Below are 17785 nucleotides of genomic sequence, written 5' to 3' on the forward strand. Positions count from 1 at the left end.
CGGCCGTTGGCGTCGCCCTTCGCTTGCCGTCGTACGAATTTCAGGGATAGCGGCGGCTCAGGCGGACTTCAGCAGCGCATTCGGTTCCGGCGGTGAAAGTCGAGCATCGAGCATGTCTCCAATCCGGCGGCCGAGGTTCTGCATCCTGACCTCGAAGACCCGGTGCACAATCCATGCAAGCACAAGCGTCACGGCGAGCGAGGAAATTCCGAGCACAAGGAGCAGGGCGACCTCCTCCGCTGTGCCGTCAGGCCGCATGAGGGGCATGAGGGCATGGGCAACAACGAATATGACCAGCAGATGGAAGAGGTATATTCCGTAGGAGATGCGTCCGATTTCCTGTGCCACGCCTGTCTTCAGAATTGAAGGCGCCGGCCGGAAGAGGACGAGAGCGACGATGAAGGTCGCCGAGATCGTTTCCATCAGGATGACCGTGGACGAAGTGCCTGTCGGGGCGACGAGCGGGCGCGCGAACATGAACGTCAGGACCGCGACAACCAGCGCGATCCGTCTTATCAGGCGCGGTAGCCGGTCATAAACCCGGATGAGCCTTTCTCCGTAGAGTGGCACCAGTGCGCCCATGACGAAGCAGAAGGTATAGAGATTCATCCTGTAATAGAGTCTCGGGTCGCCGGGTGTGAAATACATGAGGGCGATGCTCGCAACCACCGCGAAGACAGCCGTTTTCGGCCTAACCGCCAGGAAATAGATGGCCGGGAAGATGAAAGAGCCCAACAGCTCGACGCTGATGGACCAGGCAGGGGTGTTGAGGTTGCTGGAATGCCCGATCGCATTCACGAACCACTCGCGCCATAGCCATTCCTCCGGCGTGACATGCTGGGTGTTGGCCCAGGCCGATGCGCCGGGAAGGCCGGTCTGCTTGAAGAAGAAGAGTTGCAAGAGGGCGGCGATCGTTGCCGAAAGGATCAAGAGGGGATAGAGCCGCGCGCCGCGCCGCACGAGATATCCGGGTATCCGCCGCAGTCCGAAATGCTGGCGCCGGTTGATGGATATGCAAAGGACACATCCGCTCAGCACGAAGAACAAGACCACCAGGCCGCGCCCATTGAACGCGCCGAGGAATAAGTGCTGGAGCAACAGAGGGCCGTTTGAGAGGTCGATGCGCAACTCATCCGGAGCTTCGATCCCGCCAACCGGCAGCATCACGAACGTGTGGTAGACGACCACACCAAGGGCAGCAAAGCCGCGCAGCGCAGACAATCCGATGGAGAATGAAGTTTGCGGCACCCGCCCCGTCTCCAAGGCAGGCGACGAAGTAGCGACTCCCTGCGCGGCGAGTTGGGATTGCTGGTCTTGCATGCTGTGCAAATGCATCGTTACAGCCGCCCTTGCCTCTGAACTCGTTACGCTAGCTGTGCATGCAAGCGATCATAGTACCGGCGCTGCAACGGCTTAGCAATACAACCTGCCGGACCGGATCCGTACGCGCTCGGAATATTCGGGATCGATCGCCAGCCGCCGCCGGGAGGTTTTGGCCAAATTCGGGTGAGCGAGCAGGAATTCTCAAAATCGACAAGAGAACGCTAAAATAAGGAGTTGCTTCTCGTCTTTCCGGCGTAAACTCCTATGTCTGGATAAGGACGTTCTTCGACCGGCCCTGCCCGCGAATGCCGCGAGGACGCATTCGACCGCTCGGCGTGGGGCAGGCGTACGACGTGGCAAAGGGTCTCGATGCGCTTCGGGGAGGAAGGGCATGTATTCAGCCGAAATGGACTTCGGACTCGGAGAGGAGATCGCCGCACTCCGACAAACCGTCCGACGCTTCGCCCTTGAGGAAATTGCGCCGAGGGCGGCCGATATCGATCGCGACAATGTCTTTCCCGCCGACCTCTGGAAAAAGCTCGGCGGCCTCGGCCTGCTCGGCATTACGGCCTCCGAGGACTATGGCGGTGTCGGCATGGGTTACGCAGCGCATTGCGTCGCCATGGAGGAAATCAGCCGCGCCTCCGCATCGGTCGGCCTGAGTTATGGCGCCCACTCCAATCTTTGCGTCAACCAGATCATGCGCAACGGTTCACCGGTACAACGCGAGAAGTACCTACCGAAACTGGTTTCGGGCGAGCATGTCGGCGCCCTTGCCATGTCGGAACCGGGCGCTGGGTCCGACGTGGTCTCGATGAAGCTCCGGGCGGCAGAGAAGGGCGACCGCTACGTCCTCAACGGAAGCAAGATGTGGATCACCAACGGTCCCGACGCGGACGTGCTGGTCGTCTATGCCAAGACCGATCCCGCCGCCGGTCCGCGCGGCATCACGGCGTTCCTCGTGGAGAAAGGGATGAAGGGCTTTTCCACGGCCCAGAAGCTCGACAAGCTCGGCATGCGCGGCTCGAACACGTGTGAACTCGTCTTTGCCGATTGCGAGGTGCCGGCCGAGAATGTGATGGGTACGGTCGGCAGCGGCGTCAACGTGCTGATGTCCGGGCTCGACTACGAGCGCGTCGTGCTAGCAGGCGGCCCTCTCGGCATCATGGCGGCCTGCCTCGACATCGTCATTCCCTACGTGCACGAACGCAAGCAGTTCGAGCGGGCCGTCGGCGAATTCCAGCTCATGCAGGGCAAGCTCGCGGACATGTATGTGGCCCTCAATACTGCGCGTGCCTACGTCTATGCCGTGGCGTCAGCCTGCGACCGCGGCGAGACGACACGCAAGGATGCGGCCGGCTGCATCCTCTATGCGGCCGAGAATGCCACGCAGGTTGCCCTCCAGGCCATCCAGGCGCTGGGCGGGAACGGCTACATCAACGACTATGCGACCGGACGCCTTCTGAGAGACGCCAAACTCTATGAGATCGGCGCGGGAACGTCAGAAATACGCCGCATGCTCATCGGCAGGGAAATCTTCCAGGAGAGCGCGTAATGGCGGTTTTGTCGTCGGCCGTCTCTCCGCACAGCGAGGTCTTCAAGTCCAATAGCCGGGCCATGCTGGAAGCCATTGCAGTGGCCGGGGACGCAGCAGGACTGGCGTTGGAGGGCGGCGGGGCAAAGGCGCGCGAGCGGCATCTTGCACGTGGAAAGCTCTTGCCTCGCGATCGCGTCGCGCAGTTGCTCGATCCCGGCTCGCCGTTTCTGGAAATAGGCCTCACAGCCGGCCACGGCATGTACGAGGGAGCATCCCCCGGAGGCGGGCTCATTGCCGGCATCGGCCGCGTCGCCGGACGCGAATGCATGATCGTCTGCAACGATGCGACGGTGAAGGGGGGCACCTACTATCCCATCACGGTGAAGAAGCACCTGCGGGCCCAGGAAATTGCCGAACAGAACCGGCTGGCGTGCATCTACCTCGTCGATTCGGGAGGGGCGAACCTGCCCAACCAGGATGAGGTCTTTCCGGATCGCGATCACTTCGGGCGCATCTTCTACAACCAGGCGCAAATGTCCTCCAAGGGGATCGCACAGATTGCGATCGTCATGGGAAGCTGCACCGCGGGGGGCGCCTATGTCCCGGCGATGAGCGACGAGACGGTGATCGTCCAGAACCAGGGCACCATTTTCCTCGCCGGGCCGCCATTGGTCAGGGCGGCGACCGGAGAAGTCGTCAATGCCGAGGATCTGGGGGGCGGCGACGTCCATACCCGCCTGTCCGGCGTGGCCGATCACCTGGCGCGAGACGACCGGCACGCGCTTTCCCTTGCCCGTTCGATTGTCGCCAATCTCAACACCCGCAAGCCCCAGACCGTTGTGCTCCGCGACAGCGAGCCTCCGAGATACGATCCGCAGGAGATGATCGGCATCGTGCCTGCCGATGTGAAGGTAAGCTACGACGTACGCGAAGTGATCGCCCGAACGGTGGATGGCTCGCGCTTCGACGAATTCAAGGCGAGGTTCGGCACGACGCTGGTCTGTGGTTTTGCCCACATCTTCGGGATTCCCGTCGGCATCCTCGCAAACAATGGCGTGCTTTTTGCAGATTCGGCGCTGAAGGGCGCCCATTTCATCGAGCTTGCGACGCAACGTTCAGTCCCGCTCGTTTTCCTGCAGAACATAACCGGCTTCATGGTCGGGCGAAAATACGAAGCGGAAGGAATCGCCAAGCACGGTGCAAAGCTCGTCACCGCGGTCGCAACCACGGGCGTTCCGAAGGTAACGGTCCTCATAGGCGGGTCCTATGGAGCCGGAAACTACGGAATGTGCGGCCGGGCCTACTCGCCACGCTTTCTCTGGACCTGGCCGAACAGCCGCATCGCCGTCATGGGAGGCGAGCAGGCGGCCGGGGTTCTCGCGACGGTTCGCAGGGAAACGATCGAACGTGGCGGTGGCACATGGTCGGTAGAAGAGGAAGAGGATTTCAAGCGGCCGACTGTCGAGATGTTCAGCCGACAGAGCCATCCGCTCTACGCATCGGCACGGCTCTGGGACGACGGGATCGTCGATCCGCGCAACACGCGGGACGTGCTTGGGCTGTCCCTGTCTGCCGCCCTCAACGCATCCATCGAGCCGTCGAGATTTGGTGTCTTCAGAATGTAGGTCCACGAGAGGGAGCACGAGCATGCAGCGAGACAACATCAATGCCAAGAATGCGCCCGACCCCCATGGCGGCTATTCGCAGGCCGTGAAACTCGAAGACTGCAAGCGCCTGCTTCTGGTGAGCGGTCAGATTCCGATGACCACGGACGACAAGGTTCCAGAGGGTTTCGAGGAGCAGGCACGGCTGGTGTGGCGCAACATGGATGCGCAGCTCAAGGCGGCTGGAATGTCCAAGGCAGACCTGGTGAGAGTGACGATCTACCTGGCCGACCGGCAGCACGCGACCGCCAATCGCGAAATCCGCAGCGAGTATCTCGGCGCGGTCGCCCCTGCTCTCACGGTGATCATTACGGGACTATTCGACGACAAGTGGCTGCTCGAGGTCGAAGCCGTGGCAGCGCAATAGGGCGTATCTGCATGTCGCAACGGCGCACCTTCAACAAGATCCTGATCGCCAACCGGGGTGAGATTGCGTGCCGCGTCATGCGCACGGCGTCAAGGCTCGGCATGTCGACGGTTGCCGTCTATTCCGATGCCGACCATGGCGCGCAGCATGTTGCCCTCGCTGACGAAGCCTACCGCATCGGTCCTGCGGAAGCACTGAAGAGCTATCTCGACGTGTCCGCCATCATCGCTGCCTGCAGGGCAAGCGGAGCAGAAGCGGTGCACCCGGGATACGGCTTTCTCTCCGAGAACCCCGCCTTCGTCGACGCGGTCGAGGCGGCAGGCCTCGTCTTCATCGGGCCGAGCGCCGCCTCGATGCGTGCGATGGGACTGAAGGATGCGGCTAAGGCGCTGATGGAAACGGCCGGCGTGCCAGTCGTTCCGGGATACCACGGCGAAGAGCAGGACCCGGACTTCCTGGCCGAGCGCGCCGAAGAGATCGGCTATCCGGTCCTGATCAAGGCTCGTGCGGGCGGCGGCGGAAAGGGCATGCGGCGGGTCGATGACGCCGGGGCGTTCCGCGCATCGCTCGCAAGTGCCGCGCGCGAGTCGGAGGCATCGTTCGGCGACGGGCGCGTGCTGGTCGAGAAGTACATGGCCAAGCCGCGTCACATCGAGTTCCAGGTCTTCGGCGACAAGCACGGCAAGGTCGTCCACCTTTTCGAACGGGACTGCTCCGTGCAGCGCCGGCATCAGAAGGTGATCGAAGAGGCGCCGGCACCCGGAATGACCGGCGAGATGCGCGAGGCGATGGGCATGGCCGCGGTTCGCGCCGCCGAAGCGATCGGCTACAGCGGCGCGGGAACGGTCGAGTTCATCGCGGACGTCTCCGATGGTCTTCGGGCGGATCGGTTCTTCTTCATGGAGATGAACACGCGGCTGCAGGTGGAGCATCCGGTCACCGAGGCAATCACCGGGCTTGACCTTGTCGAGTGGCAGATCCGCGTTGCGGCTGGCGAGCCCCTGCCATGGCGGCAGGAGGATCTGCGGTGCCGAGGCTGGGCGTTCGAGGCGCGCATCTACGCGGAAAATCCGGCAAGGGACTTTCTGCCGGCCACGGGACGTCTCACGCTTTTCGACGTGCCGGGGGAACTGGCGCGCATCGACTCGGGCGTGAGGGCCGGGGATGAGATAACGCCGTTCTATGATCCAATGATCGCAAAGGTCATCGTGCACGGCAGCGATCGCGACGAAGCATTGGGTAAGCTGAGACTAACGCTTGAGCGCAGCCGCATTGCCGGCCTGACGACGAACGTGCCGTTCCTTTCGCGGCTCCTCCGGGAGCCCGACTTTGCCGCGGGCGATGTCGACACCGGTCTCATCGCACGCCGGGCTGGAAGCCTGTTGAAGGAGACACCTCCGGCGCGGAAAGCGTGGGCGCTTGCGGCCCTCTCTGCCCTCGACCTGCTTGAGCCGCCGCACGCCATAGATCCGTGGGACGCCCTGCGTGGCTTCCGCCTCTGGGGATCCGCGCGGCAGACGACCTTCGTCGAGTACGGGCAAGAGGAGCGCGAGATTGCCGTTACCTGCGTCGACAAGGGACGGTTCGCGATCGATGAGGGAGATGGGGCCTTCGAAGTCGAGCTTGCCGAAACAAGTGGAGGCTCCGTGCAGGGAACGTGCGAGGCGCGGTCCCTCCAGGCCGTCGTGGCGCGGGATTCCCGGACGATCACCGTCTTTCTGGATGGGGAAACCCACGTGTTCGTGGTTGCCGATCTTCCCGGGCACCATGGCAACGAAGAAGCGGGGGGAGATATCCTCACGGCGCCCATGCCCGGCCTCGTCCGGGCGGTTTCCGCGACGGCCGGCGCGGCGGTGTCGAAGGGCGACCCTCTCGTCACCATGGAGGCGATGAAGATGGAGCTCGTCATTTCAGCTCCGCGCGACGGCATCGTCGAGTCGGTCGGGGTGTCGGTCGGCCAGCAGGTAGCGGAAGCAGCCGTCCTGCTGCGGCTTGTCGAGGAGAAAATGCCATGAGCGAGTTCGTCGAGATCGTGGAAATGGCAGCACGCGACGGGCTGCAGAACGAAAAACGCATCATTCCCGTTTCGGAAAAGGTGGCGCTCATCGATCTCCTGTCGGTCTGCGGCTATCGCCGCATCGAAGCCGCGAGCTTCGTAAGTCCCAAATGGGTGCCGCAACTCGCCGATGGTGCGGAGGTCATGGCCGAGATCCGCAGGCGCGAAGGCGTGAAGTTCGTCGCGCTGGTGCCGAATATGCAGGGCTACAAGGCGGCAAGGGCCGCGAAGGCGGATGCAGTCGCGATCTTTGTCTCGGCCTCGGAAGGGTTCTCCCACGCCAACATCAACTGCTCGATCGCCGAGAGCCTGGAGCGACTTGCTCCGGTCGCCAAGGCTGCGCGCAGGAAGAAGATGCCCCTGCGCGGCTATGTCAGCTGCGTCGTCTCCTGCCCCTATGATGGCCCGACGCCTCCCGCGGCGGTCGCCAAGATAACCGAATCCCTCTTCGCGCTCGGCTGCGCCGAGGTCAGCCTCGGCGACACGATCGGGCACGGTAAGCCTGAAGAGGTCTCAGCCATGCTGGACGCTGTTCTGGACGTCGCGCCCCCGGAACGTCTCGCCGGGCACTATCACGACACCGGCGGGCGGGCCCTGGACAACATCCGTGTCAGCCTCGAAAAGGGCATAAGGGTCTTCGACGCCTCGATCGGTGGTCTTGGTGGTTGCCCCTATGCGCCGGGCGCCAAGGGCAATGTGGATACGGGGGCCGTCCTGGCGATGCTGGAACAGATGGGCTTCGAGACCGGTCTGGATCGCGGGGCGGTCGAGGCTGTCGGCGCGTTCGCGCGGCAGATTCTCCGCAAGGAGGAGGGGGAGAAGGTGGAATGAACTATCAGACAATCACCATCGAGCTCGATCCCAGAGGCGTCGTAACGCTCACGCTCCGCCGACCCGCGCAGCACAACGCCCTTTCGGGAGAGATGATCGGCGAACTGACCGACGCGGTGCGGGAACTTGCCTACGATCCGTCGGTGCGGGTCGTGGTGCTCTCCGGCGAGGGGGAAAGCTTCTGCGCCGGTGCCGACCTGAATTGGATGAAGCAACAGATCGAGGGCTCCCGGGAGCAGCGCATTGTCGAAGCGCGGCGCCTCGCACTCATGCTGAAGGCCTTGCGCGATCTGCCGAAGCCGCTGATTGCGCGTGTGAACGGGCAGGCCTATGGCGGCGGCGTCGGCCTCGTAAGCGTTTGCGACAGCGCCATTGCCGCCGAGACCGCCCGCCTCGGACTCACGGAAGCGAGACTTGGCCTCATCCCGGCGACGATCAGCCCCTATGTGATCGATCGGATAGGGGCGCCGAACGCAATGCGGCTCTTCACATCGGCACGTATTTTTGGCGCTGCTGAGGCGCTCGAATTTGGCCTCGTCAACCTCATCGTGCCCTCGGATGGGTTGGACAATGCGGTCGAGGCCGAGATCCGACCCTATCTCCAGGCCGCCCCCGGAGCGATCGCAGCCGCCAAGGCGCTGGTGCGTGCCGTTGCCCCAGGCATAGGGCAAAGCACGATCGAGATGACGCTTCAGCGCCTTGCCGACACTTGGGAAACGGCCGAAGCTTCCGAAGGCGTGGCGGCTTTCCTGGAGAAACGCAAGCCGAACTGGGCACAGTGATGTGAGAGCCACCCGTTGGCCGGCTCTCACGTACTCTCGCGTTTCTCAATCCACGAAGACACGCACGCTTGCCGCCCGCCCGTTGGCGTCGATGACGGTGAGCGTCGTGAAGCCCGCGCCCTCAGGAGACCACTGCGTCGTCCGCCGGCGCGTGGCGTCGGGAAGAAGCCGGCCATTCGCCAGCCAGCGGAAGGGCGCCCGCCCGCCCTGCAGCTTCATGACCAGCGGACTGGCGTCTGCGCCGGCCCGCAACCCGAGTTCGATATGTGCGCCTTCGGGCGGATAGACGATCTGGGGAGCCGGCTCGCGGGCCGACGTCGTAGGCAGTCCGTTCTCGGTCACGGCGAAGCGCCGCTGGCTCACCGGGAGCTCGGCCTGGCTGATCCTGACCGCACCGGTCGGTGCCCTCGGCAGGGTGGCAATGGCGACGCCGGATTTCGAGAGGGCCTCGAAAAGGATTGGCGCTGCGGCCTGATACCCTGTGAGGCCCGGGACCGCGGCATTGTCGGCCCGGCCCACCCATACGCCCAGCACGTGGCGACCGTCATAGCCGACGGACCAGGCATCGCGATAGCCGTAGCTCGTGCCGGTCTTGTAGGCGACGCCGAGTTTTCGGCTGCCGGCCGGCGGCACCACGCCTGAGAGAATATCGGCAACGTGCCAGGTCGCGACTTCGTCAAGCAGGGGCTCACCCTCGATTGGTCCGGGCGCGCGGTCGATGCCATCCCCGAGCCGGACAGGTACGCCGCGATTGGCGAGCGCCGCATAGAGTTGCACGAGATCGCGGAGCGAAATTCCGAGGCCTCCGAGACCGATCGCAAGACCGGCAGCCTCGTTCTGCGGCAGGACCGGCCGCACCTCGGCTCTCCGGAACCGCACGATCAGCCGCGAGGGACCGACCGATTCCAGCAACCGCACGGCCGGCACGTTCAGCGATAGCTGCAGCGCCTCGCGCACGGAAACGTCGCCCTGATAGGTCATGTCGAAGTTGCGCGGCCGGTAGCCGTAGAAATCCGCAGGCCGATCCTCGATGATCGTCTCTTGGGAAACGAGCCCCTCCTCGAAGGCAAGGCCGTATATGAAGGGCTTCAGGGCCGAGCCCGGAGACCGGAGGATCCGCGTCATGTCGATCCAGCCGGAGCGGCTGGCGTCGAAGTAGTCGGCCGAACCGACCTCGCCGATGATCTCGCCGGTCCTGGCGTCTGCCATCACCATGGCCACCGAGATCCGCGGCCCCAGCCTGGAGGCTGCGGATCTTGCGACCGTCTCCAGCTGGCGCTGAACCTCGCGCCGGAGCGTTGTCTGCTGCCTTGTCGCGGAAGGGTTCTTGCGCAAGGCGAGTTCCGCCACGTGCGCGGCATAGGCGGGAAGCTGCCGCCGCTCCGAAGGAACCGCCTCGGCGCCGGCGCGCTCGGCTTCTCCCTCGCCGATCACTGCGGAGACGGCCAGACGTTTCAATACGCGTTCGCGTGCAGTTTCCGCCGCGGCCCTGTGGCGATCCGGGCGCCGTCTTTCCGGAAGCTGCGGCAGTGCAACGAGGAGTGCAGCCTCGGCGACCGTCAACCGGGTTGGCTCCTTCCCGAAATAGGCGAGGCTTGCGGCTCGCACCCCTTCGAGGTTGCCGCCATAGGGTGCGTGTGTGAGGTACAGGTCGAGGATCTGCTCCTTCGACAGGCGCCTTTCTATCTGGATGGCGCGCGCCATCTGGCGGATCTTCGCCATGAGCGAACGGCCTTCGCGCGGTTCGATCAGCCGCGCCACCTGCATTGATAGGGTCGATGCGCCGGAAATGATGCGACCGTTACCGACCAGCTGTCCGGCAGCCCGCATCAGCGCGAGCGGATCGATCCCACCGTGGTCGAAGAAGCGCTGGTCTTCGTAGGCAACCAGCATGCGCATGAACTGCGGATCGACGCCGGCGACAGTCGTACCCAGCCGCCAGACACCGTCCGACGTGGCAAAGGCGCGCAACAACTGGCCGTTGGCGTCGACGACTTCCCGCGATACCTCGCTTGCCCGATCGAGCGGCGGCGGATAGGCGCGGTCGGCGGCGTCCAGCCCGAAAGCGATCGCGGTCACCGCGATCGCCCCGGCGAGAAGTCCGGCCGCTCCTTTTCGCACGATACCCATCGCATCCTCCGTTCGCCTATCGTGCGGCGACCACCTGCATCCTGCCCGTCGCAGTCCGCGCTGAAAACTGCGGTCGGTACATGTCCTCGACGGTCGCTGCCGGATGGTCATAGGTTCCGGGCGTGACCGCGCGGACGACGTAGGCGAGCGTGATTTCGCGGCTGTCTCCCGGCGATCTGTCGAAGGCGGCCACGAACCGGTCGCTGCGGAATTCCGTATGGGCCGCTTCCACCTCGCCGATCCATTCGAAGTTCGACAGCCCGGCGCTGCTCACGAGGCTCGGATTGTCGATCTCGAAGCCTGCCGGTAACAGGTCATTGATGAGGATGCGCGACTGCCAGTCGTTGCCTTCGTTCACCTTGATCACCGCGACGTAGCGTTCGTTCTGGCGCGCCTCGGTGACATTGGCCTCCACGCCGTCAAGCGTGTAGTAGCGGCGCTCGATGCTGAAGCCGTTGCCGCCTGCCGGAAGAGGCTGGACGGGTGCTGCGACCGTGGTCAGGACCGCCGATACCGGCTCGCCAGTCCGGTTGCCGATGGTGATCGGCTGACGAAGAAGATCTTCGCCCGTCGTGCGCGCCGCAAAGCCGCCGTCGTGCGGCGCTCCGTTCACTTCGAGGCGCAGGTCCTGGTCCTTGCCCTGGGTGGCGCGTGCGGCAAGCAGCATCCACGTCTCTTCCTGCGTGCTGAAGTAGCGGGTCCTGTTCCATTCGTTGACGACGATCTTCGTAAGGTCGCCGATGATGGAGGGAACCGGGCGGCTTTCTGCGGCGAGCGCCAGAACCGCAGCGCTGTCGCGAAGCGCTGAGCCGTAGTCGGAGCGCGACAGGCTGACGTTCGAGACGAGCGTGGACATGCCGAGCGCATCGCGGAACACGCGTTCGGCCCGCTGCGAATCGCCGTACAGACCGAGAGCGCCGGCAATGTGCGCCTTGGCGAGAGGCGTCGGGAACTCCGAGAGCTTCGTGTCGGCGTAGTAGCGCAGATCGCTGATCGCGGCCCTGCGATTGCGGGCGAGAACATAGAGCGCGTAGGCGATCTCGTTGCCCTTGTCCTGGACGTTGACGTCGTAGGCCAACGCATTCTGGAGATTTTCCAATGCCTGCACCATCGCCTGTTCCGGCACATCGAACTTCTGCTCGCGAGCACGCGTCAGGAAGTCGGTGACATAGGAATCGAGCCACAGGTCGCCGTAGCCCGGAGACCACAGCCCGAAGCTGCCGGCAGAGGATTGATAGGAAAGCACGCGATATATGGCATCCTGAACGCGTTTCCCGGTCTCGGCGTCCTCCGGCAGGCCGGATTGCTTCGACAGCTCGCTCAGATAGAGCAGTGGCAGTGCCCGGCTGGTGGTCTGCTCAGCGCAGCCATAGGGATAGCGGTCGAGCGTCATCAGGATAGCGGGGATATCGAAGGCGGCCGAACGCGAGACATTGAGGCTGACCGAGGCGCCCTGCAGCATGCTGTCGGCGAGCAACTGGTCATCGATTGTGAGGCTGCCGCCGGATGTGATTTCCAGGGTCCGGCGTGTCGTCACGGGCATCGAGGCCGGTCGAACGGGGATGCTGAGGGCCTGCTCGAGCGCAAGCCCGCCGCCTCCAGTGAGCTTCACCGTGACGAGCCCGGTGCCGATCTCTCCGCCCACGAGCGGCAGGGTGATGTCCGCCTTTCCGCCAGCGGCAAGGGATACGACCTGCGAGGGACCGGTCTGTTCGACCCAGAGGGCGGCGTTGTGGGTTATCTGCAGCTGGTAGTCGCCGGCAGGCGCATCCGTATTGGCGATATCGAGGCGGAGAGCCGAGCGGTCCCCGGGAGCCAGGAACTTGGGCATGCTCGCGGTCACGACCACGGGATCGCGGATGATGACGTCGGCCGTTGCGTGGCCGACACCGGTCCTCGACCAGGCGACCGCCATGATCCGGGCCGTCCCGTTGAACTGGGGAATGTCGAAACTGACTGTCGCCTTCCCATCCCCGTCGAGCTTCACGGGTCCGGAGAAGAATGCCACCAGCTTCTCGGTCGGCGGATTGCCCTGCAAGGCCGCCTGTCCGCCGTCGCCACCGGTTCTGAGCCTTCCGGTCGCCCCGAGCGAGCCGTCGATCAGGCGTCCATAGAGGTCGCGGATCTCGAGCCCGAGCCGCCTCTGACCGAAGTACCAGCCATCCGGATCAGGTGCCTCGTAGCGTGTAAGGTTCAGGATGCCGACGTCGACCGCGGCGACAGTGACATAGGCTTCCTCCCGGGCGCCGGCGCCTCTCACCTGGAGGCTCACGTCGAGAGCCTGCCGTGGCAGCATTTTTTCGGGCACCTCGAGCGCAACGTCGAGCTTGCGCTCGCCGGGATCGACCTTCACCCATTTGATGCCTATGGCGCGCATGGGCATGCGGCTTTGCTGTGCCTCGCCCGGACGGAAGAGGGTTGCCGTCACATAGGCGCCCGCGCCCCAATCCGCCGTGACGGGGATTTCGACCTCTCCGCCCGTCTCGTCGATGCTTTGGGTCGTCGTGGCGATCAGGCTCTCGGAACCTGCGGTCACTAGCAGTTCTCCGGCGTAGCGCGAGGAAACCTTCAGCTTTGCCGTTTCGCCCACGGAGTAGCTTTCCTTGTCTAGGGCGATTTCCAGGGCGTCGGGCGTTTCCGTCGAGGTTGCGGCCACGTACCAGCCAGCGTCGAACTCGACGCTTGTCGCCGGACCGTCCGGCTCGGGGGTCTCTACCTCCAACCGGTAGCGGCCCCAGGTCACCGGAACGGCAATCTCGGCGCCGTCGCCCGTCAGGTCGACCGAGCCGCTCGCAAGCTTCTGCGTCGAGAGCACCGGCTCATAGCGCCAGGAGCTCCCGTCCCGGTACCACTGGTAGTTCCTTTCCACGCTGAGAAGTCGCCACGGGAGGCCTGCCATCTGGATCTTGCGTCCTTCGCCATCGACGGCGATCACGTGGAACCGTGCGGTCGAATTCTCCGCGAGGTCGCCGGAGAATTCGGGCTTAACACCGATCATCGGGCCGGATGGCCTGACAGGAAGGACCAGGGAGCGCTCCACCGCCCGTCCGCCTGCTTCGGTCATCCTGAGCGTGACGCTGGCGTTCAGGAGCTGCGTGGTCGATGGAGGATCGGTGACGGTGACGTCGAAGACCGCTTTGCCGTTCTCGTCGAGTGTGTCGATGTTTTCGAGCGGGACTCGATTTTCCTCAAGCTCTTCCTCGTCCGCGAGACCAAAAAGATAGCCCTTGAGGGACGGATTTTCGCGGGTGGGCTTCAGACTGACATCGCCCTCGATGCTCAGGCCCGCAGCCGGTGCACCGTAGAGATACCGGCCTTCGACTTCGACAGGAACAGGCGCGCCGACCGCGATGTCCTTCGCCGTGCTCGTCATGTCGAACTCGATGCGGTCAGGGACAAAGTCGTCGACAAGAAACTGCTTCTCGGCGATCGCAGCCTGCTTGGAGTCTGCGAAGATCTGCATCGTCCAACTGCCGCGCATGGCGTTCGCCTGGATCGGCAGGTCGACCGTATGTCCGCCGAGCGCGCCACCCTGGCTGACGATCCGGCGATCCTCGACACCGTCCGGCCGCTGGAAGACGAAGGTGAGCGGCAGGTTCTCGACCGCACTTGCCTCGATGTCTCGGGCAAGCGCGGAAGCGTGGACGGTCTCGCCGGCGCGATAGATGCCGCGCTCGGTCCAGGCGAGAATGTCGATCGCGCCGGGCGCCGCGCGTCCCGTAACGCCACGGTCGGACAGATCGAATCCCGCGCGCGTCATATCGAGAAATACGAAATCCGAAGTGCCGTTTCGCGCCATGATGACCGCTGGAGCAGAAGCGGAACTGCCGCGGATGAGGCCCGCGGTGAACGTCGCATGGCCCGCGATGTCGGTCGTTGCCGTTCCCAGAACCTCGTTGTTCTTGGCTAGCAGCTGGAGTTCGACGTTCTGCATGGGCCGGGCGCTGTCCAGGGAGCGTGCGAAGACGTGTAGGCCGTCGGTGCCGGCGTAGGTGGTGAGGCCGATATCGGAAACCACGAACCACTGCGTGGCTCTTGCGTCCCAATCACGACCGGGGGAGTTGGAGGCAGTCGCCGTCATGACATAGATGCCTGGCTTGCGCTCGGGCAGGATCTCGTCGACGGGAACGCTTGTGACGACGTCCTTGTTGAGTTCCGTGCTGACGTCGACGGTACCCTTCCACACGCGCTCGCCGCTTTCATTCTCGATACGCTCGGCACTGTAGCCATCGATCTGGGTGAGGAGCTGCGAGCTGGCGAGGAGTGGTGCGATCGCCCGGTCGCCGATGCGGTACACCTCGAGATCGGCGCTCGGCGTGTTGACCGACACGATCGGAATGCCGCGCCGCGCCGAGCCGGGCAGTACGAAGCTGTCACCGGTGAACCGGACGCTCGCGGAGCGATCCTTCACATAGATGTCGAGGCTGACCGGAGACTCCAGCGTTTCCTCGACGGACGACGGCAGGCCGGCCCGGAAGCCGATCTTGTAACGCTGGCCGTGGGTAAGGCCCTCGATGCAGATCTGGCTGTCCTTGGCTTCGACTGCCTTCGGCGCCGTGCCATCGAGCGTAACAAAGGACGCATAGTCCGCCCCGACCTTGACGAGCGGCTCGGAAAACCGGACGCACGCCCGGGGATCGATGCTGTCGGCATCTATCGTGTGCTCGACGATGCGGAATCCCTGGCGTGCCTTCAGCGCCAGGTAGGCGGTGCGGACACTGGGATCGGCGACAAGGGCGAGGCTCGCCTTGTAGGCGTTGAGGCCCGCGCGATAGTTTTCGGATTTGTCCAGCGCATCTGCAAGAACCGCGAGCGCCTCGGCGCGAGAGGACGCGCTGCGTGTCAGCTGGTAGGCGTTGATCGCCGCCAGCACTCCCTGGTTGGCGATTTGCGAGTCGTTCTGTGCACGGGCTGCGGCGCGTGCCATCTCGATCCAGATGTATCGATCATCGGGAGAGATCGCCAGCGCGCTTCGGAAGGCGGTGATCGCCTGGCTGATACGGGAAGACACCGTTTCGATCCGGCCGAGGGCCGCCAGGCTTTCGGCGCCCTGTCCCTGCTGATCCGACGCAACCTCGAGGCCATCCTTCATGTCCCGCGCCTCGGCCAGCAATCGATCCGAAACGAAGGTCAGCCTTGGGGGCGCGCCGATGTCGGGTTCGCCGTCCGCCAGTATGATCTTCCCGGCAACCGTTCCCGGAAAGCTGGACAGCGTGTTGAAGTCCGACTTCAGGAAGCACCACTTTACTTTCGGATTGTAGGTGAACGCGCGGCAGGATTGGTCTGCGATGCAGCTCGCCTTGCAGCCGTCCAGGGTCACATCCTGAACGGTTCGAAGGTCGAAGCCGTAATAGTCGCTGTTTTCGCTCGTCACCGCTTCCCGCCGTGTCTCGGCGGTCGCGGGCAGCCCTATGCCCGCGAAGGCCAGGAAGAAAACCGAAAAGGCGACCAGTTTGCGTACCGACATGAATTCCTCCAAGGGTGGCGATATGTGCTGTCCCGAGATCGACGCATCACATGAAGCGGCTGTTTAGTTCTCGCGCCTTCCTTCGGTGCGACGCGCGTTTCCGCCTCCTCCGTCCGTGCCGAGGCTAACGCGTCAACCGCAAGCTGCAAGGTACCTCAAGCAAGATGATCCGGAAATTTTGCGATGTCGACAAAGGGGACGTTTGGCGGGACTGTTTTAAAAGAGGGTTCGCAATCTTTTTCGGTCGGGAGCGCGCGGGAGGCCAAATCCGGCGGTTGCGGTCCGTTTGTTAACTATTCGTTAACCCTGCAAACGCATGATCGCTTCATCGACGGTTCGCGATTCCTGTCACACGGCTGTTATGCGCAGTCTCTAGGAAGGTCGCAACGGGCTGATGCTACCCGCCAAAGGGTGGCTCGGCGGAGAAATGTGTCCCCGCGCTGACCACGGATGTACTGGCAGCGCGAGGGACGCTTCCCCGACTGGATCGGGGGTGGGAAGCGGGGTTCGACCCCGCTTTTTTCATTCGCGTGTATCTCGATGCCGCCGGCTTTTTGATCGGCGGGCATGGACCCGATCCCGAGATTGCTCTACCCATCGAATGCTGGTTCGGGCAATGCGCGGCCAGTCTTGCTGCCCGCATCGATTCTCGCCGACCCCAGAAGCCCACATGACCGACGTCGCATTCAATGTCGTTCCAATCTTCGCACTGATCTTTCTCGGTTGGCTGCTTGTCCGCACTGGCTATCTGCAAGGCGGTGTGGGTGAGGCATTGGGGGAGTTCGTCTTCCGTGTCGCGGTGCCGGTTTTGTTGTTCCGCACGATAGCGGAAGCCGATTTTTCCGGCGAATCCCCCTGGCGGATATGGGTCGCCTATTTCAGCGGCGTCGCCGTCACCTGGACGGCGGGTCACGTCTTCGCCACGCGGGTCTATGGACGGGATCAGCGATTTGGGGTTCTCGCAGGCGTGTCGTCGGCCTTCGCCAACACGGTCTTCGTGGGATTGCCGCTGGTCTCGCGCATCGTCGGGGAAGAGGGGCTCGTGGCCCTCTCCGTGCTTTTGTCCGTGCATCTTCCCGTGATGATGGTCGCGGGGAGCGTGCTGATGGAGCGGGCCGAGCGCAAGGAGGGCGGGCGCCCGGCGCAGAGCATGGCAAAGCTGCTGCTCGGCATTGGGCGCAATCTCCTCTACAATCCGCTGGTCATCGGGCTTGTCGCCGGTGCGCTTTTCCACCTGGGGGGCGTACCGCTCGGCGGACCGGCCAAGGTCATCGTCGACCAGCTCGCAGCCGTTGCCGCCCCGGCGGCTCTCATCTCGATCGGCATGGCGCTGGTGAAGTACGGCGTGAAGGGCAACCTGGGACCGGCACTGACGATGACCGCCTTCAAGCTGTTCCTGCTCCCTGCCTGCGTATACACGGCCTGCCAGTTCCTGGGCCTCGATCCGCAGTGGACTGCGGCCATGGTCCTGACGTCGGCGGTGCCGACCGGCGTCAATGCCTGGCTGCTCGCCAATCACTTCGGCGTCGGCCATGCGCTAGCCTCGTCAACCATTACGATGACCACGGCGGTCGGAGTATTCAGCGTGTCGTTCTGGGCCTGGCTGCTCGGCTAAAGATCAAGCGCGC

Annotated in this window: 10 protein-coding genes; 7 read left to right on the forward strand and 3 right to left on the reverse strand. The window is 64.0% G+C overall.

All coding sequences use genetic code 11. From position 1 onward, the window contains the following. Positions 1-57: 57 nt before the first annotated feature. A complete protein-coding gene (locus tag F3Y30_RS04055) occupies positions 58-1248 on the reverse strand; it encodes an acyltransferase (protein ID WP_203425259.1) in 1191 nt (396 codons plus the stop codon). Positions 1249-1729: 481 nt separating this feature from the next. Here F3Y30_RS04055 and F3Y30_RS04060 point away from each other — a divergent pair, with 481 nt between their 5' ends. Genes F3Y30_RS04060 through F3Y30_RS04085 form a run of 6 tightly spaced genes read left to right on the forward strand, consistent with a single transcriptional unit; the run spans position 1730 to position 8560 of the window. Next, a complete protein-coding gene (locus F3Y30_RS04060; protein WP_203426479.1) occupies positions 1730-2878 on the forward strand; it encodes an isovaleryl-CoA dehydrogenase in 1149 nt (382 codons plus the stop codon). Further along, positions 2878-4485 (forward strand): carboxyl transferase domain-containing protein, encoded by a 1608-nt coding sequence (locus F3Y30_RS04065; RefSeq protein WP_203425260.1) that lies wholly within the window; start codon positions 2878-2880, stop codon positions 4483-4485. Before F3Y30_RS04060 ends, F3Y30_RS04065 begins: the two co-directional genes overlap by 1 nt. A 22-nt stretch (positions 4486-4507) precedes the next feature. Then, on the forward strand, positions 4508-4891 hold the full coding sequence (locus F3Y30_RS04070; protein WP_203425261.1) for a RidA family protein: 384 nt from the start codon (positions 4508-4510) through the stop codon (positions 4889-4891). Between the two features lie 11 nt (positions 4892-4902). Continuing rightward, positions 4903-6906 carry an acetyl/propionyl/methylcrotonyl-CoA carboxylase subunit alpha gene (locus F3Y30_RS04075; protein ID WP_203425262.1) on the forward strand — a complete coding sequence of 668 codons (2004 nt, stop codon included), beginning with the start codon at positions 4903-4905 and terminating at the stop codon, positions 6904-6906. Beyond that, positions 6903-7778 (forward strand): hydroxymethylglutaryl-CoA lyase, encoded by an 876-nt coding sequence (locus tag F3Y30_RS04080; protein WP_203425263.1) that lies wholly within the window; start codon positions 6903-6905, stop codon positions 7776-7778. The genes F3Y30_RS04075 and F3Y30_RS04080 overlap by 4 nt, the downstream gene beginning before the upstream one ends. Then, a complete protein-coding gene (locus tag F3Y30_RS04085; protein WP_203425264.1) occupies positions 7775-8560 on the forward strand; it encodes a crotonase/enoyl-CoA hydratase family protein in 786 nt (261 codons plus the stop codon). Before F3Y30_RS04080 ends, F3Y30_RS04085 begins: the two co-directional genes overlap by 4 nt. A 45-nt stretch (positions 8561-8605) precedes the next feature. On the opposite strand, the gene pbpC is transcribed toward F3Y30_RS04085, so the two are convergent. After that, entirely contained in the window at positions 8606-10690 is a 2085-nt protein-coding gene (gene pbpC, locus F3Y30_RS04090) for a penicillin-binding protein 1C (RefSeq protein WP_203425265.1), read from the reverse strand. 16 nt (positions 10691-10706) lie between these two features. After that, entirely contained in the window at positions 10707-16157 is a 5451-nt protein-coding gene (locus F3Y30_RS04095) for an alpha-2-macroglobulin family protein (protein WP_203425266.1), read from the reverse strand. A gap of 670 nt (positions 16158-16827) precedes the next feature. On the opposite strand from F3Y30_RS04095, the gene F3Y30_RS04100 reads away from it, so the two are divergent. Beyond that, the gene (locus F3Y30_RS04100) at positions 16828-17772 is read left to right on the forward strand and encodes an AEC family transporter (RefSeq protein ID WP_203425267.1); all 945 of its coding nucleotides are present in this window, start codon (positions 16828-16830) and stop codon (positions 17770-17772) included. The last annotated feature ends 13 nt before the right edge of the window (positions 17773-17785 follow it).

The sequence above is a fragment of the Sinorhizobium sp. BG8 genome (assembly GCF_016864555.1).
Lineage (GTDB): Bacteria > Pseudomonadota > Alphaproteobacteria > Rhizobiales > Rhizobiaceae > BG8.